Annotated in this window: 12 protein-coding genes; 10 read left to right on the top strand and 2 right to left on the bottom strand. The window is 53.9% G+C overall.

Going from position 1 to position 20,226, the window contains the following annotated elements; translation table 11 throughout:
- Nucleotides 1–57 precede the first annotated feature (57 nt).
- The gene (locus tag I6I94_RS04720) at nt 58–1,254 is read left to right on the top strand and encodes an RNase H family protein (protein WP_201620945.1); all 1,197 of its coding nucleotides are present in this window, start codon (nt 58–60) and stop codon (nt 1,252–1,254) included.
- A gap of 56 nt (nt 1,255–1,310) precedes the next feature.
- Here I6I94_RS04720 and cls read toward each other — a convergent pair whose 3' ends face one another.
- The gene (cls, locus tag I6I94_RS04715) at nt 1,311–2,810 is read right to left on the bottom strand and encodes a cardiolipin synthase (RefSeq protein ID WP_236588948.1); all 1,500 of its coding nucleotides are present in this window, start codon (nt 2,808–2,810) and stop codon (nt 1,311–1,313) included.
- An 89-nt stretch (nt 2,811–2,899) separates the two neighbouring features.
- Between cls and I6I94_RS04710 the strand changes: the two genes are divergently transcribed.
- The 9 genes from I6I94_RS04710 (at nt 2,900) to I6I94_RS04670 (ending at nt 17,471) form a co-directional block, all read left to right on the top strand.
- Nucleotides 2,900–3,571: a TetR/AcrR family transcriptional regulator gene (locus I6I94_RS04710; protein ID WP_236588947.1), complete on the top strand. Its 672-nt coding sequence runs from the start codon at nt 2,900–2,902 to the stop codon at nt 3,569–3,571.
- A gap of 2 nt (nt 3,572–3,573) precedes the next feature.
- Complete coding sequence (locus I6I94_RS04705) at nt 3,574–5,340, top strand: MDR family MFS transporter (RefSeq protein WP_128087426.1); 1,767 nt, start codon at nt 3,574–3,576, stop codon at nt 5,338–5,340.
- Between the two features lie 139 nt (nt 5,341–5,479).
- Nucleotides 5,480–6,433 carry a phosphoglycerate dehydrogenase gene (locus I6I94_RS04700; RefSeq protein WP_128087427.1) on the top strand — a complete coding sequence of 318 codons (954 nt, stop codon included), beginning with the start codon at nt 5,480–5,482 and terminating at the stop codon, nt 6,431–6,433.
- 470 nt (nt 6,434–6,903) lie between these two features.
- Nucleotides 6,904–7,887, top strand: a complete 984-nt coding sequence (locus I6I94_RS04695) for an ABC transporter permease (RefSeq protein WP_201620944.1) — start codon at nt 6,904–6,906, stop codon at nt 7,885–7,887.
- Nucleotides 7,884–8,942: an ABC transporter permease gene (locus tag I6I94_RS04690; RefSeq protein ID WP_128087428.1), complete on the top strand. Its 1,059-nt coding sequence runs from the start codon at nt 7,884–7,886 to the stop codon at nt 8,940–8,942. The genes I6I94_RS04695 and I6I94_RS04690 overlap by 4 nt, the downstream gene beginning before the upstream one ends.
- Nucleotides 8,939–11,056, top strand: coding sequence for an ABC transporter ATP-binding protein (locus I6I94_RS04685; RefSeq protein ID WP_128087429.1), 2,118 nt, complete (start codon nt 8,939–8,941; stop codon nt 11,054–11,056). Before I6I94_RS04690 ends, I6I94_RS04685 begins: the two co-directional genes overlap by 4 nt.
- A gap of 396 nt (nt 11,057–11,452) precedes the next feature.
- Nucleotides 11,453–13,159 (top strand): ABC transporter family substrate-binding protein, encoded by a 1,707-nt coding sequence (locus tag I6I94_RS04680; RefSeq protein ID WP_037235966.1) that lies wholly within the window; start codon nt 11,453–11,455, stop codon nt 13,157–13,159.
- A gap of 394 nt (nt 13,160–13,553) precedes the next feature.
- Nucleotides 13,554–15,248: an ABC transporter family substrate-binding protein gene (locus I6I94_RS04675; RefSeq protein WP_201620943.1), complete on the top strand. Its 1,695-nt coding sequence runs from the start codon at nt 13,554–13,556 to the stop codon at nt 15,246–15,248.
- A gap of 525 nt (nt 15,249–15,773) precedes the next feature.
- Entirely contained in the window at nt 15,774–17,471 is a 1,698-nt protein-coding gene (locus I6I94_RS04670) for an ABC transporter family substrate-binding protein (protein WP_201620942.1), read from the top strand.
- Nucleotides 17,472–17,823: 352 nt separating this feature from the next.
- On the opposite strand, the gene I6I94_RS04665 is transcribed toward I6I94_RS04670, so the two are convergent.
- Nucleotides 17,824–19,911 carry a glucose PTS transporter subunit IIA gene (locus I6I94_RS04665; protein ID WP_128087430.1) on the bottom strand — a complete coding sequence of 696 codons (2,088 nt, stop codon included), beginning with the start codon at nt 19,909–19,911 and terminating at the stop codon, nt 17,824–17,826.
- Nucleotides 19,912–20,226 lie beyond the last annotated feature (315 nt).

Here is a 20,226-nt window from a genome sequence, read left to right as displayed (position 1 = left end):
GAATAAAGATACACGAATACCTGAGGGGAGAATCATGAGTTTAGGGGGTGTGGGCACATGGCTATTACACCAGCGAACATTAAGCGGTGCACATTAACGTGGGATGCGCCGGATTACAGTACGTCGTACCCCGCAGGGTACACAGAGCGCGGGGTGGCGGTGATCGCTGTTGCGGAAGAAGCCCAACAGGCGCAGGGGTTTTGTTACAGCTCAACCGCGACCTTAGTGTATGTGTCTAAAGAGAGCGGGGAACGTATCCCCCTGAATACTGAACCGATCTTGGGTGAGCACGCCCATTCCCTCATGGAACCTTGCGAAGTGGTGCACACCAAAATGCTGGGCCGTGCGGTGCTTGAGGCGTGGGAGCTGATCCCCCCGCCGCTGACGGAGAACCTGGTGACGGTTGCAGCGGAGAGGCGCTACCTGAAGCAGCTATTCCGTCAGTTTGACCACCTTAAATGCATCCTGGAATACCGTGCGTTTGAGAAGGTTCTTGACCCTTACGATAACCACTCCTTAGGGGAGGTTCATGTGCGGCTCGCGGGCACTGCGGCGGGTAAGCTCATGGAGGGCTTTATTGAGGTGGCCAGGGGCAATACGGAGCGTATGCTTACTGACGCGCTCACCGAGAAACCGGAAGAGCAGCTGGTGGAGTATAACGTTTTCACGGACTGTTCGTTCCGTTCCACCCATAATAAGAAGTACTCGCGCGGCGGCCGGATGGGTATTGCGGGCGTTAGTGAAGACGGCTTCTATTTTCATACTCATTATGACGCGGTGAACATTATGACCGGGGAACTTTCGGCGATGCTCACCGCGTTTCACGTATTTTATACGGGCGGACGCCGCCTGGTGATTAATACTGATTCACTGGGTGCGCTCACGTTTGTGCTGCGGCTGGCTCATAGCCGCTGGAGCTTCGAGAGGTGGGCCCGTGAGGGGATTCAGGATGAGCGGGTTATCACTGAGATGACGCGCCTGACTGAAGCGATCCGCTCACGCCGGGTGATTGTGAAGCACGTGCCGGGCCATACGGGTCATGGGCTGCAGGAGAGCAGCGATTCAGTGTCGAAAATGCACCGGCATTTTCCGGGTCAGGTGGTTGATAAGCGGCATATCCTGGAGTTTAACCAGCGGTGCGAGTCGATCATTACGGCCCTGTCTGGGTGCGATAAGGCTGTACGTCTGCCCAGTCCCGAATGGCTGTACGTGCGCCCTTCAACTATTCACATGGGTAACCGCTTGTGGCGTTAAGCTGACACGCCGTGCAGAACGGGAAATCGGTGTGGCGGGTCTGTGCTGCGGTGTGATTACAGCAGCGATGACCAGAGTCGGCAGATATTTTCGGTGACCTTAATGCGCTGAGGGCGTGAGGACCACGGGCCGTAACGCAGTTCCGTGCAGATACTTTCGTAGGTTCGCGCGACGTCGGCGAGCGCATCCACCATAGCGGCGTCTGCGATAAAGGTTGATACTTCGAGGTTGAGCGAGAATGAGCGGGGGTCCATATTTGATGAGCCGATAAACGCCATTTCGTCATCTACGTACATGAACTTGGAATGCAGTACTGTGGGGCTGGGGTATTGCAGAATGCGCACCCCGGATTGCAGCAGCGTCTCGTAGTAGGAGCGCTGCGCCATATTGGGGAGGAACTGGTCGCCTTTTTCGCAGACGATCACGGTGGTTTCGATGCCTGAGAATGCTGCGTTGGTGAGTGCCTGCAGCAGGGTTTCGTCGGGTACAAAGTAGGGTGAGCAGATGGTGATGCGTTTTTCTGCGTTGTAGATCATGTAGTTGATTAGGCGCAGGTTGTTTTCCGTCTCGAACCCGGGGCCGGAGGGAACTACTTGGGCGCGCATCGATCCTGGAACGTAGGGGATTTTCGCCTCAATTTCTTCGAGGATCAGCTGGTTTGTTTCGGAGTACCAGTCGGAGACGAATACCGCGTTGAGCTCTTCGACGATGGGACCGGTGCATGAGAAGGTGAGGTCTTTCCACTCCAGACTTTTACGCACGTTTTCTTTGAGGTCGTAGGAGCGGTGAATGGCGTTTTGCGAGCCTGAGAATGCCACTGCGCCGTCTATCACGAGGACTTTGCGGTGGTTGCGCAGGTCGGGGCGCTGCCATTGTAGTCGCCAGGGTTTGATGGGCAGCATCAGGCGCCATTCGATACCCGATTCGTTGAGCATTTTTGTCAGCTGCCGGTATGAGGGATATTTGCGCGAGCCGATATGGTCGATGAGCACACGCACCCGCACGCCACGTTTTTGGGCGGCGAAGAGGGCATCCCAGAGTACTTTGGAGGCTTCGTCGTAGGCGGTGATGTAGAACTCGAAGTGAACGTACCGCTGGGCTTTGTTGACTTCCTGCGCCATGATGCGCATGGCTTCATGGTTGTCGTTGTGCAGGGTGAAGGAGTTTCCGCCGACGAGGGGGAGCGAACCGAGCTTGTAGTTGAGTTGGCTGGCGACCAGGGTTGCTTCGTTGAGCCCGTCGGAGTCGGTGAGCTGTGGGGTGCCGCCGGTGGTCTCGCGGATCAGGTCGTTCATGGCGTGCTGCCGGGCTCGCCGGTATTGCGGAAGGTGTGAGGACCCGAAAATCAGGAAGGCTAGGAACCCGATGAACGGGATGAAGAAGATAGCCATGAGCCAGCCGAGTGCGACCACGGGCTTGCGGTTGTAGGGCAGCCAGAATAGGGACAGCACACGGATGCTCAGGTCTGCGAAGAACAGAATAATCCTGAGCCAATCGGGTAGGAAGTCGAGGTATCCGGTTGAAAAAAAGTTCACCTTACCTATTATGCCTAGCATCTTGTCTTCTGTGGGGGAGAGGCAGGACACGCTGCATCGCCCGCATAGTGCAGTTGTGCAAAAAATGCAGAAATGCAATAATTGCAGTTATGCAAAAATCTGAGCCGAGTCGCACCGAGACAAGCCTGCGTGAACGCCGCCGTGAACGCACCTGGGTGAACATTCACGAAACCGCCCTGCGCTTAGCCCGCCAGCACGGCATGCGCGGCAGTACCGTCGAAGACATCGCGGCGGAAGCCGGAATCTCGCCCCGCACCTTCTTCAACTACTTCGGAACTAAAGAGGATGCGGTGCTCGGCCTGCGCGCCCCCGCCATCACCGACGAGCTGCTCGCCAGCGACCGGGCGCACGAGAACGACAACCTCATCGTGCGTATCACCCATCTGCTGCTGTACATCGTGCGGCACAGCTTCAACTTTGCCAATCACGCGAAATTCCGGGAGCGCATCGACGAATTCCCCGAATTCAGGCACCGGCTGAAGGTGCACCATATCAACTGCGAACAGGTGCTCATCGACTACCTCAATACCGTCGATTGGGATGCCTTCAATGCCGCAGGAAGGCGCGGCCCTTTGATAACCCGCCCCGAAAATATGCCGCTGACAGAAACTGCCGAAGAACGCACCCGTGCCACAGTCCAGCTTGCATCCGCGGTGCTGCGGCAGCTGCACTTCGCCAAGGATATTGCCGACGACAACGAGGTCGAGCGGCGCATCCACAACACCGTCAAAACTTTTCAAGCCCTGCTGAAGGAAAACTAGGAATGACGTCGCACTCAGACAAACCCGCTGAAGCCGCCACGGCTGAAGCTAAAAAACATCAAATAGCGCTCATGTTCTCCGGCCTGGTCATCGTGATGCTCATGTCGGCACTGAACCAAACCATCCTCGCGCCCTCCCTGCCGACCATTGTGGGCGAACTGCATGGCGTGGAGCATATGAGCTGGGTGATTGCCACCTTCATCCTGCTCTCCACCATCACCATGCCGGTGTACGGCAAACTCTCCGACCAGTTCGGGCGTAAACCCTTCCTGATTTTTGCCATCCTCTCCTTCATGACGGGATCTATCATCGGTGCGCTCGCTCCCGATATGACCTGGCTGATCGTCGCCCGCGCGCTCCAGGGAGTCGGCGGTGGCGGCCTCATGATTCTCTCCCAATCCGTGGTCGCAGATGTGATCCCCGCCCGCGAACGCGGTAAATATATGGGTATTATCGGCGGTGTCTTCGCCTTCTCCTCGGTTGCTGGGCCGCTCATCGGCGGGTGGATCACCGAGGGTCCCGGCTGGCGTTGGGCATTCTGGCTTAACCTGCCGCTTGCCATACTGGCAATCTTTGCCGTCATTTTCCTGCTCCCGCACACCGCGCTCAAAGACCGCGAAAAGCGGCAGATCGACTACCTGGGCAGTATTATTCTCATGGCAGGAACCAGTGCGCTCGTGCTCGCCACCATCTGGGGCGGCAACCAGTACGCCTGGAACTCCCCGCAGATTATTGGGCTTCTCATCGCATCCGTCGTCGCGGTTCTGATCTTCATCCCGGTTGAAAACCGCGCCGCAGAGCCGATCATGCCCATGTACCTCTTCACCAACCGCAACTTCCTGCTCACCCTGGGCGCATCTCTCGCCCTCGGTGTTGCCATGTTCGGGGCCGTCGAGTACATCCCCACCTACCTGCAAATGTCCCTGGGCGTGAGCGCAACCGTGGCGGGTCTGCTCATGATTCCCCTCATGGGCGCCCTGCTCGTGGTCTCCATTATTACCGGGCGACTGGTCTCCGCACGCGGCAAATACAAGGCATACGTGGTCACCGGCACCGCACTCGTGGCGCTCGGGCTCTACCTCATCTCCACCATCACCCCGAGCACCCCCACCTGGATCTTCTGCAGCTACATGGCGGTCATGGGTGCGGGCCTAGGCATGTCGATGCAGTTCCTCACCCTCATCGTGCAAAACGCCTTCCCCGTCACCGTCGTAGGAACCGCCACCGCGGCAAACAACTTCTTCCGCCAGGTCGGCTCAACCGTGGGTGCATCGCTCGTGGGTGGTCTGTTTACCTCACGCCTGAGCAGCCTGCTCAGTGAACGCCTGCCCGCGCAAGCGGCAGCCTCGGCGGGGGAACACGGAACCTCCTCCCTGACTCCCGAGCTCGTCAGCCGGATTCCCGAGCCGATTCACGGCATTATCGTGAACGCCTACAATGACGCTCTGATCCCGCTTTTCCTCTACCTGGCACCGCTCGGGCTAATCTCTGCGCTTCTGCTTCTCTTCATCCGTGAGGACGCGCTCGCCACCACCATCGAAACGCACCCCACCACCGATGTGGCGCGTTCGGCAACCGGTGCTATCGCCGTGATTACGCCTGAAATGGCGGCGAAAGATGCCGAATGCCTGAAGAAAATGCAGGGTGAAGCGCACACCGTGATCGACCCGGAACTTGCTGATAGCACATCCGATGCACCGGCGAAAACCGAGCTTCGTACCGAGGGACAAAAGAATACGGATGATCCTTCGCGCGGCACCAAGCCCTAACGGCTTCTTAGGTAACCCTATACAGTTATTCCCCTCTCACGCTATGCTGGAGGGGAATAACTGTTAACCCCCTCACACGGGATGCGGGTCGCCTTCGTCGCTGAACGCCAGCCCGCATGCGCCATCCACAGGAGGACCTATGAAGATTCTGCTCCCTACCTCAATTACGCTCGACGAAGAGAAACTAGGGCTTGAACCCGGCGATATTGTGCGGCACTACAACCCCACGGAGCCTATCGCCGAGGAAGATACCGATGCCGAAGTTCTGATTGCCTGGGCGAATACTGCCGATCAGCTCGCGGATTCCGCCCGCCGTATGAAGAATGTGGGGCTTATCCAGGCACTTCTTGCGGGGCCAGATGCGGTACGCGCGGCGGGATTCACCCCTGATGCCGCCATCTGCGCAGGTGTGGGTCTGCACTCGAAGACCGTTGCGGAACATGCGCTCGCACTGACCCTGAACTTCGTGCGCTTCTTGCCGACACTGGCGCAGGCAACGGTCGAGCATCGTTGGGCTGAGGAGCTCGGCGGCGCGCAGGAACTTCACCCGAAAGACCAGGTCACAACCCTGCTTGATGCCAATGTGCTTGTGTGGGGATTCGGCTCGATTGGCCAAGAGACAGCGCGGCTCTTCAAGGCTTTCGGCGCGAACGTAACCGGCGTTGCGCAGAGTGCGGGGGAGCGATCCGGATTCCCGGTGATTGCGACCGAACAGATCGATGAATACCTGCCAACTACGGATATTCTCGTGATGGTGCTTCCCACCAGCAATTCGACCTTCAAAGCGCTCGATGCCCATAAGCTGCAGCTGCTGCCCAAGCGCGCCTACCTGATTAACGTCGGGCGCGGTACCACTGTCGATGAGGATGCACTCGTCGCCGCCCTAAACTCCGGCTCGATTGCGGGTGCGGCACTGGACGTGACGGCAACCGAACCGCTCCCCTCCGATTCTCCTCTCTGGGATGCGAAGAATATCGTGATTACCCCGCATGCCGCCGGTGGGCGCCCCGTAAACCCGGAGGAGCTGATCGCCCACAATATTCGTGCCCTCCGCACCGGTGCTGCTGCGAGCGAGTACCGTAACCGGTTCTGAGTTCACTGCTGGGAAGTACAGCCCCGTAGACTCTGCCCTACACCGATGATGAAGAGTTTACGGGGCTTCCCATATCTTAGGTTCTCCTAAATTTCAAGGGGTATGCTGTTACAGTGTCGTGGTTTTTCCCTTTTTTAAGTGGGAATCGGTGGATTTTTGGGGTGTTTTGGACCTTAAGACACGCTTTATGACGGCCGAAAACCCGCAATATGCATTATTGTGTAAATTTTTCGTAACAATTTTTAACTCCGCTAGTTCTGTGGGGAAAATCGTTGCTGCATCACCCGAAGAAGCCTCCGAACACTGCGGTGGCGGTGTAAAACACAAATGTGGGTTTGGTGGATAGATAGAGGACTATATAAGATAAAGTAACTGTAATCCTAGTGACAACAGTCACGGGGTTATTTTGACATTGGAAGTCATTACACACATGCCTACGACACCGAATATTCGAGGAGGGGAGCCGTCCCATGTTTAGGTACGTCCTCCAACGCTCGCTCACATATCTCGTCATGGTGTTCATTACTACCACGATGGGCTATTTCGCGGCGGTTATTACCCTTCAGCCTGCGCTGCTTGAACAGGAAAAAATTCCCAGGCCGACCCCAGAACAGGTTCAACGTAACTTTGCCTCTTTAGGCCTTGACCCGAGCAAAAGCGCTTGGGACCGTTATATCGAGTGGTTGACCAATGTTGTGACCAAATTCGATTGGGGCCGCAGCCCCAACGGCGCGTATGTGAACGAAGAATTCGGCCAGCGCGTCTGGGTTTCTTTCCGCCTGATGATTGCCGCAACCATTTTGACGATTGTTATTGGTGTGGCACTTGGCGTATTCACGGCAGCTCGCCAGTACAAGCTCTCTGACCGTGTGATTACCAGCTACTCCTACCTGGTGTACATTATTCCCGCGCCTGTGGCGTACTTTTTGGTGCAGACCGCTGCGATTCAGATTAACCAGTCCGCAGGGGAGACCATTTTCTACGTAACTGGTATTTCCTCTCCCGGGGTGACGGGCTTCTGGAATACCACCATTGATTTGGCGGAACACTACGCGGTACCCACCTTCTGTATGACCGTGTTGGGCTGGTCAGCCTACCAGATCGCTCAGCGCCAGTACCTCTTGGATAACGTCAATGCCGACTTTGTCCGTACTGCACGCGCGAAGGGTTTGACCCGTAACCAGGCGATTACCCGCCATGCCCTGCGTGTGTCGTTTATTCCCGTCGCACAGTCCATCGCCTACCAGGTACCCGCGATTTTTGCCGGTGCTTTCTTCGCCGAGACAGTCTTTGCTTGGCCCGGTATTGGTAAATGGTCGATTGACGCCATTAGTCAGCAGGACGTGAACGCCGCAACCGCGACGTTGGCTTACGGTTCCGTTCTCTTCGCCATCGGCGCTATTATTGCCGATATTGCCACCAGTATCGTTGACCCCCGAGTGAGGATCTCATGAGCCAGGTAACTGAAACTCACGCCATTCCGGTGGTGAAAGGCGATGACTTTAAAGTCATCAATAAGAAGGTCATTATTCTGCGCCGTTTTATGCGGAACAAGCTGGCGGTGTTTGGCCTGGGGCTTTTCGTGTTGATGTTCCTGTTCGGAATGTTCGGTCAGTACTTCACCTCGTACACTCCCACCCAGATTGACTATCTGGCTTTGGGGGAGGAGCCCAGTACTACCCATTTCTTTGGCACCAACGCAGCTGGCAACGACCTCTACGCCCAAATGGTTGAGGGTGTTCGTGTTTCGCTCTTAATTGGTGTGGTTGTGGGCACTACCTCTATCGCTATTTCTGCAGTGTACGGCTGTATTATGGCGTACTTTGGCGGTTGGATTGATAAAGTCATGCTTTTCATTCTGGAAGTCATGATTATGGTTCCTTCGCTGCTGATTCTGGCAATTGCGATGAACAGTGGTATCGGTAAAGAGATCCAGAAAAATGTTCCCGCGTGGATCGTGCTCTCTGCTGTGCTCATTATCTTTAACTGGATGTCCCCGGCTCGTCTGATTCGTGCAATGGGCCAGTCTTTGATTGGGCGTGACTACGTCAAGGGCGCTCGTTATATGGGTGTTCATCCATTCAAAATTGTGATGCGCCACCTCATCCCGAATATTGGTTCGCTGCTGGTGCTCGAATTTACGCGTGGCATTATGTACGCTGTGCTGGCTGAGGTTGTTTACTCCTTCATTGGTATCGGTATCCGTTACCCCAACTACTCATTGGGTTCACTCATTTCTGAGGCATCTCAACAGATTAATACTCTGCCGCACATGTTCTGGTTCCCCATTATTTTCTTCTTCCTCATTGTGGCCCCGTTGGCGTTCATGAACGACGGTTTGCGTGATGCCTTCGACCCGACCTCCATGTCTGTCGGTTCGATTAAGAAAGAGAAGAAAAACAAGAAAGCTAAGAAGGTCGAAACCGTAAAACCGGCTGAGTCCCTCACCACAGCAGAACCCGATGCTTCGGAGTCTGAGGCCAAGAAAGAGGAGGTAAAGAACTCATGAGCATCTCTCCCGTTCTGAGTGTCAAAGACCTCAACGTCCGTTTCAATACCGAAAACGGCGTGGTGCACGCGGTACGCGGCGTGAATTTTGACTTGTATGCCGGTAAAACCCTCGGTATCGTGGGTGAATCCGGTTCGGGCAAGTCGGTCGCATCAATGGCGATTATGGGCCTGCACCCTACAACAGCTGATATTACCGGGTCTATTAAGTACAACGGCAACGAGCTGTTGGGGCTGAGCGATAAGGAAATGTGTGAGTACCGTGGCAAGCACATCTCCATGATTTTTCAGGACCCGCTCTCATCGCTCACCCCGGTGTATACCATTGGGCAGCAGATCGCCGAGGTCCTGAAGATCCACAATAAGGGCATGAGCAAGCAGGCGATTAAAGATCGCTCGATCGAGCTGATGCGTCTGGTGGGTATTCCTTCCCCGGCAGATCGTCTGCGTTCGTACCCGCACGAGTTTTCGGGCGGTATGCGCCAGCGCATTATGATTGCAATGGCTATTGCGAATGACCCGCGTGTTCTGATCGCCGATGAGCCCACCACTGCACTGGATGTGACCATTCAGGCGCAGGTGCTTGAGGTGATAGATAAGGCGCAGGACGAAACGGGCGCAGCAACCATTATGATTACCCACGACCTGGGTGTCGTTGCCGGTATGGCGGACGATATTCTGGTGATGTACGCGGGTAAACCGGTGGAAATCGCGAAGGCCGAGGACCTGTATAAGTACCCCAGCCACCCGTACACCATTGGCCTGCTGGGTGCGGTCCCACGTGTAGACCGTTCGCAGAAGATGTCGCTGGTGCCGATTGAGGGCACCCCGCCGAACCTGATTAACCCGGTGGAGCGTTGTTCGTTCCGCGACCGCTGCCCTGTGGCTAAAAGTGGGGGCCAGTGCTGTAAGGATGAGGCTGGCGAGCCCGAGCTGATGCCGCTTGACGGCGCGGGTGAGGGGCACCTATCATCGTGCAGCATATCCCAGGATCTGATCAGTAAGACAGCTGATGAGCTGTACTCGATCCCTGAGACCCCCGTGTCGAAGTTTGACGGTGTTCCGCGTGAAGAGCGTGTTCCGGTGCTTGAGGTACGCAACGTGAAGAAACACTTCCCGCTCATGAAGGGCTCACTTATTAAGAAACGTGTGGGCACCGTGAAAGCGGTTAACGGCGTTACCTTCGATATCCGTGAAGGCGAGTGCTTCTCTATTGTGGGCGAGTCGGGGTGCGGTAAGACTACCACCCTGCTGGAAATCATGGAGTTCAGCAAGAACACTGACGGCGAGATCCTGATTAACGGCACCTCCACGAAGGATAGTAAGTCGGCTAATGAGATCCTGAAACTGCGTAAGAACCAGCAGATGGTGTTCCAGGATCCCACCGGAGCACTGGATCCGCGTTTTACGGTGTACGAGGTGCTCGCTGAGCCCCTTGAAAACCAGGGGATGAAACGTGCGGATATTAAGAAGCGCGTGATTGAGCTGATGCGGACTGTGGGTCTACAGCCAGACCATGTGAACCGCTTCCCGAACCAGTTCTCTGGCGGTCAGCGTCAGCGTATCGGTATTGCCCGTGCGCTGGCGGTGAACCCCAAACTGGTGGTATTGGACGAGCCTGTTTCGGCGCTGGACGTCTCAGTGCAGGCAGGTGTTATTAACCTGCTGGAGAAGCTCCGTGCCGAGCTGGGGCTCAGCTACCTGATGGTGGCCCATGACCTTGCGGTGATCCGCCACGCCTCTGATCGTGTTGCGGTCATGTACCTGGGGCGCATTGTTGAGATTGGTAGCGTGGATGAGGTGTTCGATAACCCGGTTCACCCGTATACCAAGGCTTTGCTGTCGGCTATCCCTGTGCCAGACCCAGAGGTTGAGGCGAAGCGTGAGCGCACCATGCTGGAAGGCGATTTGCCGACTCCAGTGAACGCGCCGGTGGGCTGTGGATTCTCTAGCCGTTGCCCTGTCTTCAAGCTGTTGCCTGAGGATAAGCAGAAGGTGTGCCTTGAGAAACTGCCTGAGCTTGAGCCTATCGAAGGTCAGGACCACGCATATGCTTGCTACTTCCCCGAGGGCGTTTCTCAGGTATCTCCTGAGGACGTTGCTCAGGCGGCGTAGCTTTAGAGTCGGCTTTGTCGTAAGCCGCATGTGAGCCGAGGGGCGGCCACCATCTGGTGGTCGCCCCTCGGTGCGTTTTCAGCCTGAGAAGGGAGGAGACGCACAGAAATGATGGTGCTGTGACGATGATTGAGCGTTCCTTAGGCCCGCTGCGAGCACCACAAAGCAGCAATAATTACATCATAAATGCTGATAAAACAGGATTCTTGTGAATATATATGCGTAATGAATATTTTTTATCTACTAAAATGCAATCCTTGTTCCCTCAGAGCAAAAATGTGGTGTAAGATACTAGACTAAGACCAGGTACTGTAGTTCAGCACACAGAACGTGCATCTGGTTGATTCATCAGGCACTTGATGGTACGAGTGCATTAGTGAAAGTTGGGCGATAGCTATGGAGAAGCAGTATATCTTCAACCGCCGCACCCTGTTGAGCGGTGCTGTAGCAGTCACTACTATTGGCTTGCTGGCAGCCTGCGGTGGAGGTTCAAAGAAAGAAGATAAGGTTAAAGCACCCGGTAAGGGGGCTAAAGCCGAGGAACTGTATAACATCAATTCGCATCCGGTGTCCGACTTGAAACAGGGCGGAGAGCTCCGTATTCCGGTGACCGCTATTGGGCCAGATTTCAATATATGGAGTCAAAGCGGTAGCAGCTACTCTACCGCCAAGGTACTTAGCACCATGCGTACGGCTCGCCTTTATAAGGTCACTGCTGATGGTGCGTATACACTTGATAAGGACTATTGTGAGAAGTTCGAGGTTGGCAAGAAAGGCAACAAAGTAGCTGTTGCTATTAAGATGAACCCAAAGGCCAAATTTAATGATGGTACCCCCATCGATATTAAGGCATTGCGTGCCACCTGGAAGATCCACCAGGAACCCGGTGGTAAATACAATATCGTAACAGCGGGGCCTTACCCTCACATTGAAAGCATTGAGCCTGAGGGCAAGGATGGTGTCATTCAGGTTGTCTTCAAGAATCCCTACTACCCGATTGAAGATCTTTTTGCTTACATCGCACACCCTGCGTTAGAAGATCCGGAGGTCTTTAATAAAGGATTTGTTGATAAGCCACGCCCAGAGTACAGCTCGGGCCCGTTCACTGTAAAAGAAGATGGATGGAATTCCTCATCTAAAACTTTCACGGTGGTAGCAAACGAGAAATGGTGGGGTGAGAAGCCCCTTCTAGACCGTATTATTTTCCGTGCGCTTGAGGCAGGCGCTTCTCGCGCGGCATTTAAGAACGGTGAAATCGATGCCGTTGTTGCCTCTACTCCTACCGCATATGCTGAACTTAAGGATACTAATGGGGCGCAGATTCGTCGCGGACAGCGTTTGTTCTCTGGTGGTCTGAATCTGAATCCAAAGCATATTAAGGATGCGAAGGTCCGTAAAGCAATTTTCGTTGGCACTGACCGGCAGGCTCTGGCAAATGTTAACTTCCAGGGGCTTCCTTACGAAGAAGATGTTCCCGGTTCAATGGTTCTTATGCCGTTCTCTCCGTTGTATGAGGATAACTTCCCGAAACCTGAAGGCGGCGATCGTAAGGCTGCTGCCCAGAAGATCCTGGAGGAGGCTGGGTACACCAAAGGATCTGACGGTTTCTACGAAAAGGACGGTAAGAAGCTTGAGTACCGTGTAACTGTTTTCAGTGATGACCCCACCAGTAAAAATGTTGGGCAGAACTTCGTCGAAATCATGAAGAACATCGGACTGCACATTGAGCTGAACCCTGAGGCTGGTCTTAACTTCAACAAGGTGATTAGCAACAAGGAATATGATATTACGTTCTCGGGCTATAGCGTGGGTGCAGAACCTACGGCGGGAACCCAACAGTTCTACTATTCCAAGGATAACGATGGTGTAGGTACCCCCGAGATTGATAAGCTGATCGAAAAAATTCTAGTTGAGCCTGACCCTCAGAAGCGTGCCCAAAAGTGTAATGAGGTTGAGAAGAAGCATATGAGTGAAGTGTGCACTCTGGGCACTGTGTATAACGGACCTCTGTACACAATGTGTAAGGAAAAGCTGGCAAATTACGGCACTTTCCTTTATGACGAAAGCAATATCGACTGGGCAAAGGTTGGCTGGCTGAAGTAAACATCTAATAGCCCTATCTTATAGAGGGTGTGGTTTCCCGTTTTCTGGGAATATCACACCCTCTTGTGGTGTCTTGAACGTGTACTTTCTGCAGAAGTGTGTGCGGGAAGAAGGCGGTTCTTCGGTTGCCCGGAGGGCAGAAAAGTCAAAATATGCATACAATGAATATTGTAAATAAAGGAATATTACGTATAAATATTCATATACACTGTTAAATATCCCACAAAATCTGCTTTTTCTGCCACAACCATAAAATGCGGGTGTAAGGTACTGAGATATAACCTGAACTTATAGCTTAACTTTGGATAAGTCCAAACCCGTAAAGCGTATAAGCCGGGTGACGCACCGGAGCACTTGGTGCAGCAAATGAACTTGTAGACGTGAGGCAATAGCTATGCAGAAGCAGTACATCTTCAACCGCCGCACCTTGCTGGGCGCTGCAGCCGCAACGACTACCGTGGGCCTGTTAGCTGCCTGCGGCGGCTCGAAGAAAGAGGATAAGGTTAAAGCGCCCGGTAAAGACGCTAAGTCTGAGGAACTGTACAATATCAATTCGCATCCGGTGTCTGACTTGAAGCAGGGCGGTGAGGTGCGTATCCCCCTGGGATCCCTTGGGCCGGATTTCAATACCTATTCAACAAGCGGAGATTCCTACGACACGCAGATTGTGATGAGCTCAATCCGTGCAGCGGGACTGTGGAATATTACGCACCTAGGAAAATACGAGCTGAATAAGGATTTTGCCCTCTCCTTCAAACCTGTAGAAGAGGGTGGTAAAGACGTCGTTTACATTGAGCTGAATCCCAAGGCAAAGTTCAACGATGGCACCCCTATCGATTACAAAGCGTTGCAGTCCACCTGGAAGATACGCAAGAGTTCCGACGGTGACTACAATATCATCAGCTCAGGTATCTATGAGTATATTGAGAGCGTCGAAAACAACGGGGGTAACTTTAAGGTAAAGGTCACTATGGCCAAACCATACTACCCGTTAAACGAGATGTTCGATGCGATTTTCCACCCCGGCATGGAAGACCCGAAAGTTTTCAATGACGGGTTTGTGAATAACCCGCACCCTGAATTTGGGTGTGGTCCGTTTAAGCTGGCTGATAAAGGCTGGAACTCTACCGAGAACACCTTCACTATGGTGCCGAATGAGAAATGGTGGGGCGAGAAGCCCGTGCTTGACCGGGTGATCTTCCGGGGCTTGGAGGAAAGCGCGAAGGTTGCTGCCTTTAAGAACGGGGAAGTAGACGCGGTTGAGTCACGCACCTCCACATCATATGCCGAACTGAAAAATACTGCGAATGCTGAGTTGCGCAAAGGTCAGCTGCTGTATGCGGGTGGTCTGAATTTGAACCCCAAGCGGATTGAAGATGCAAAAGTGCGGAAAGCAATTTTCCTGGGTATTGATCGGAAGGCTCTTAGTAATATTGCCTTTCAGAATTTGCCGTACGAGGAAGACCCATCCGGCTCAATGTTGCACCTACCGTTCGAGGAGTATTACGAGGATAATTTCCCGAAGGCAGATGGGGACGCAAAATCTGCTGCCCAAAAGCTCTTAGAAGAAGCCGGATACACGAAGGACGGCGAGTACTATGCTAAGGGTGGTAAGCAGCTGCGGTATAAAATCACCGTGTTTGGCGATGACCCCAGTAAGAGCAGCATGGCGCGTAGTTTCGCTCAGACGATGAAGGAGATCGGCATTAACTTTGAGGTCGAAACTCGCGGTTCTGCGGAGTTCTCGAAAGTTACCGGCTCTAAAGAGTACGACATTATAGTATCGGGCTTTAGCCTCAGCGGCGCGGATGGCACCGCTGCCACCAAGCAGTTCTACTACTCTAAAGAGAACGACGGTGTGGGTAATGCCGAGATCGACGCAATGATCGAAAAGATGGCGGTCATTAAAGACGACGCGGAGCGGAACAAGATGTGCAACCAGATTGAGAAGAAGCACATGGCTGAGGTCTCGACCATCGGCACGGTGTTTAACGGCCCCGACCTGATGGTGTGCAAGAAAGAACTGGCGAACTACGGGCCTACCCTTTTCAAACCCATTGAATGGGAAAAGGTCGGTTGGCTCAAGTAACAAGCTGTGTATTGCTTTTCCTGTAGGGGCGGGCTCTTCACCCATAGAAGCAGTCCGCTCCTACAGGTTTAACCTTTAGGCAGCTAGCAGTTACTGAGGTGCAGCCCATTGGTGCGGATGCGGTTCCACATTGTTTCATTCCAAAATCACCGAAGCTACTCTCATTAGCTTCTGGCGGGAGGGGCCTCTCAGTGCCGTGTGAACAGCGGTGTGCGACCCATACGGTATATTAATATGCGCCTTGCTATGAACCTAAAGTAAACATTAAGAAAAAAGTTTCTTAAACAAACCAAAACACAGTAAAGCGTATTTTATGCCCTTAAGATATGCATGGTTGTGTGAATAAATCGGCAGCCTGTGTGCGCCACAGGTCACTTTACGGCTAAAATTGCCGCTATAATTAACTCCAAGAACTCTACTTCTTTGGGGCACCCCGCCCCACATCAGGCTATCTGTGTCCTCAATGATGACAGGCTCAAAGTAGCTAGCAGATGCCTTGCCCTATTTCGAACGCTAGGAGATTCGATGACGAACATGTCACTCAATCGGCGCACCCTGCTCACCGGCGCGGTTGCGCTGGGAACCGTCGGTTTGCTTGCCGCATGCGGTGGTAATAAAAAGAACGAGACTAACTCTGCGCTTGGTGCTGGGGACGATATCTCGAAGGCCGTATCATTTAACCCCAAAGACCGTTCGGAACTCAAAGAAGGCGGCGAGCTACGTCTTGCTTTCGAGGGAATCCCTAAAAATTTTAACCCCTTCAACACCAACGGCTATACTTCAGGCGCCATCGCTATCCAAGCCGCTATGAACTCAGCGTACGCTGGCGGGTACAAGTATGACTATACGGGTAAGCCCAGCTTAAACACTGATTACATTACGGAGTACAAGGCTGAAACTAAGAACGGCGTTCAAACCGTTACCTTCAAGATCAACCCCAAGGCAAAGTTCAACGATGGTACCCCCATTGACATTGAATCGGTGCGTGCAGCCCACAGGATCTTTACAGCCCCTGCTGGTGAATACCAGGTAACCGACGCTCCCATGTGGAAGCAGGTAAAGAGCGTTGAAGAGAACGGTGACAAGTTCTCGGTCAAGGTCACTATGGAAAAGCCCTACTATCCTATTGACGGGGGATTCGTTATTTCCACCTTTATTCACCCTGCGCTGGTGGATAAGAAGCTTTTTAATGACGGGCTCGTCGACAAGCCTCTCGATAAGTACTGGGCAGGGCCTTTTAAGGTTGAGAACTGGGATGTTTCTCAGAACTCCTTGATCTTGACACGGAACGATAAGTGGTGGGGGCAGAAGCCTCTGCTGGAGAAAATCTCTATTCGTTCTCTGGGTGAGGCAGCCTCTTTGGCAGCATTCAAGAACAGCGAAATTGACGTAATTTCTGCCAGCTCGCATAATGTCTACGCCGATGTATCAAAGATGTCAAATATTGATATCCGTAAGGGTACTGCGCTGGGTGTTTCAGACTATGAACTTAACCCGGATAAGATTCCGCTGCCCGTCCGCAAAGCAATTGTGGCGGGTATTAACCGTGAGCAGATTCAGAAGATCCGATTCGAAAAGATCGGGTGGAACGAGAAAGCCCCCGGGTCTATGTGCTTCCTGCCCCTGCAGGAAGGCTACAAGGACAGCTACCCCACGGAGATTGGTGAGGACGTGGCAAAGAAAATCCTGGAGGACGCTGGCTATAAGAAGGACGGCGATTTCTACGCTAAGGACGGCAAGAAAGCGTCGTACGAGCTGTTCACCTTTGGGGATGACCAAGACGTCAAGACGACCTCACAGTTCTTCTCGGATCAGATGAAGAAGATCGGTATTGAGCTGAAGATAGTGAATCGTGCCAATTCTGAGCTGACGAAGGTCTCAACCGAAAGGTCCTACGGTATTAAGTCTGCCGGGTACGGCATCACCACCAACCCGGTAGATTCCGCGTACTATTTCTACCGGTCCGAGATTAATAACGGACACGGTAAAGAACTCGATTCCCTTGCCGATAAGATGATGGCTACGGAAGATTATAAGAAACAGCTTGAGATAGCAACCGAGCTGGAGAAGCGTCACCTCGCTGAGGTCGCTATCTACATCCCTGTCTCTAACGGCCCCAACTACCAGGCGTGCAAGAAGGGGTTGGCAAACTACGGGCCTCGCCTGTTTGCTACTTCTGCATATGACCCGGATGTATGGATTAACGCTGGTTGGGAGAAGTAGCCTTTAGGCTAAGCACCTAAAACCGGCCAAGCGGGGTTCCACCATGTGTACATGGTGGGACCCCGCTTTATAGTGGGCCATTATATTCTAAGGAGGGCACTAGCGACCTTCTGGGATTTCTTGAACGATCTCCACCCACGAATAACACCTTGTAAACCAACCCCGTGCGGCACAAGCACTTCCGTATCCTGCGTTGTGTGAGGTGGGAACCTCGGCTGCGATATGATAAGGATTTACTGCACATTCGGTTATCGATTCTCTGGGTGCTTCACAAGGCCTAGTAAAAACAGAAAAAGCCCCCGGCCCTCCCCAACGGTAGGGGAAGGCGGGGGCTTTTATCGGGTCCGTAGGGCTACTTTGTAGTCACCCGAATAACTGTAGACTCAGGCGTTGCTGCGCCAGGCAAGCCCTCAACATCGGCGAACTTATTCGTATTCGTGATCAGTACCGGGGTGATGAGCGGATAGCCCGCCTCTTTAATGACGGCCGGGTCAAAGGTCAGCAGCTCTTGGCCAGCCTTCACGGAATCGCCCTTAGCAACTTTCACCTCAAAGCCTTTACCGTCAAGCTGAACGGTATCCAGGCCCACATGAACGAGCATCTCAACACCGTTCTCGAACTTCAGGCCCACGGCGTGGCCCGACGGCAGAGTGGCGCTCACCTTTGCATCAGCCGGAGCCACCACGGCGGTACCGGTCGGCTCAATGGCCACACCCTTACCCAGCTTACCTGAGGCAAATACCGGGTCAGGCACCTCTTCCAGCGCCACAGCCTTACCCTCCAGGGGGGCAGTCAGCTCATACACAGTGCCGGACTCAACCGCAGGCTTTGCCGGGGCTGCCTTTGCGGCAGCTGCTGCTGCGGTGTCAGTCTTTTTCGCGGTGTCTGACTCATCGGCGCCAGCGGCCTTAGGTTCACCCTCAGACCCGGTCTCGGCAGCGGCCTGCCCGTCTTTCTTTGAGCTCGACTCATACCCAAACAGCAGCACGCCGGTCATTGCACCGAAGAAAGCAATTGCCAAGCCCAGAGCATACAGGGCGGAAGGCTGCATCGCGGGGATCGACAGGAGCGAGGTGAAGGCGAAAGCGTGCGACTTGACCCCCAGCAGTGAGATGGTAGCACCGCCGACCACAGCCGGTACCAGAATGAGGGGGATAACCCGCTTGTAGCGCAGAACCACACCGTAGAGGGAAGGCTCGGAAATACCGCCGAGCAGACCGGACATAGAAGCACCCACCGCAGTCTGGCGAAGCTCCTTATTCCGTGAAGCCCGAATAGCAACACCGGTGACCGCGCCGAAGACGGCGAAGTTGTACGCGCCCATGGGGGACTGGATGAAGTCGGTGCCCAAGGTCTGCAGGTTATTAATCATCACGGCGTTCAGCGGCCAGTGCAGGCCCAGCGGCACCATGAACAGGTACAGACCCGCGATCAGCGCACCCACAGCCCCCGGAGCTACATCGTTAACATTCTTCAGGAAGTCAGAGATGCCCATAGCCACGCCAATACCGATGGGGCCCACCACGAAGGCAGTTACGGGCACCAGAATAATAACGGAAAGCATGGGGACGAAGACCATCTGCAGCATATTCGGGATGATCTTCTTCAGCAGACGCTCCAGAGGTGCCAAGAGGGCAACCGCCAGCAGGGGCGGGAACACCTGGCCGGTGTAATCATAGGCGTACAGTGGCAGGTGCAGGCCCATAATGGGCACATCAAGCATCTTAGTATGCTCGTCAGCAAGTTTGGTGAGGTTCTGGAAGGTACCGGTCATCAGCGCCGCCGGAATAGCAGCGCCAACCCACATATTCGCGCCCAAACGCTTTGCGGCGGTTGCGCCAAGCATAATGGGCATGAAGTTCAGTACCGACAGCGCGGCCGCCTTGATGATATACCAGAAAGCGAACTGCTTCATCCATTCGGCTTCGAGCGCCTTAATGGCGTCTTTATCAGAAAGGCGCGGCCCGTTCACAATATCGATGTTCACACTCTGACCGGTCAGGTCAGTGTACTGACCGAAGAAGCCGAACTGCTGCAGGAACACGATCAGGGTCAGAATCATGGAGGTGCCCAACAGCGCCCACAGCAGGGGACGGAAGGAATCGGAGAGCACATCGAAAACATTCGTCAGCCAGCCAGCCTTTTTACCGCCGGATGATTTAGCCTTGGAGTCATCATCCTCACCCAAGTTCTTCATACCCGGTAAGGTCAGCATCTCGTTATAGACCGCCTCAACGCGGTCACCAAGTACCACCTGAGTCTGACCAGACTGCTCAATAATCGACAGCACCCCGGGCAGGTTCTCAATCTTGGTGCGGTCCACCTTCTCATTCGAAGATGGGGTAACACGCAAACGTGTTGCGCAGTGCGTAAAATGGGCGATATTCTCGGGGCCGCCTAGGCCCTGAAGAATCTTCTCGCCAAGCTCGTGGTTCTTCACGGTTCATCCCTTGGATAATTAGCGATATTGTCTGTGCGGGCTGTTGTCAAAAGATGCAACCTGGAAAACAAAAAAGACCCGAGTCAGCTCCTTCACCGTGCGCAACACCCGTATAAGGGTGCCCGAATACACGGGTGCCACCAACGTAAAATACGCCCAGCAGCGGAGTAACTCAGGTCTTGCCTGCCAAACCAGTAACAACCCTGTGCTAAAGGCTGTTCAAAACAACCTTAAGTTTTATTCAGTACTGTAATCGGTTTTGCCTCAGAAAGCAAGAAGAACCAAAAACTACACACAGACCCACAGGCGCGGCAA

Origin of the sequence: Rothia aeria, assembly GCF_016726365.1 — a bacterium.
Taxonomy (GTDB): domain Bacteria; phylum Actinomycetota; class Actinomycetes; order Actinomycetales; family Micrococcaceae; genus Rothia; species Rothia aeria.
This window is presented reverse-complemented; position numbering and strand designations above follow the sequence as displayed.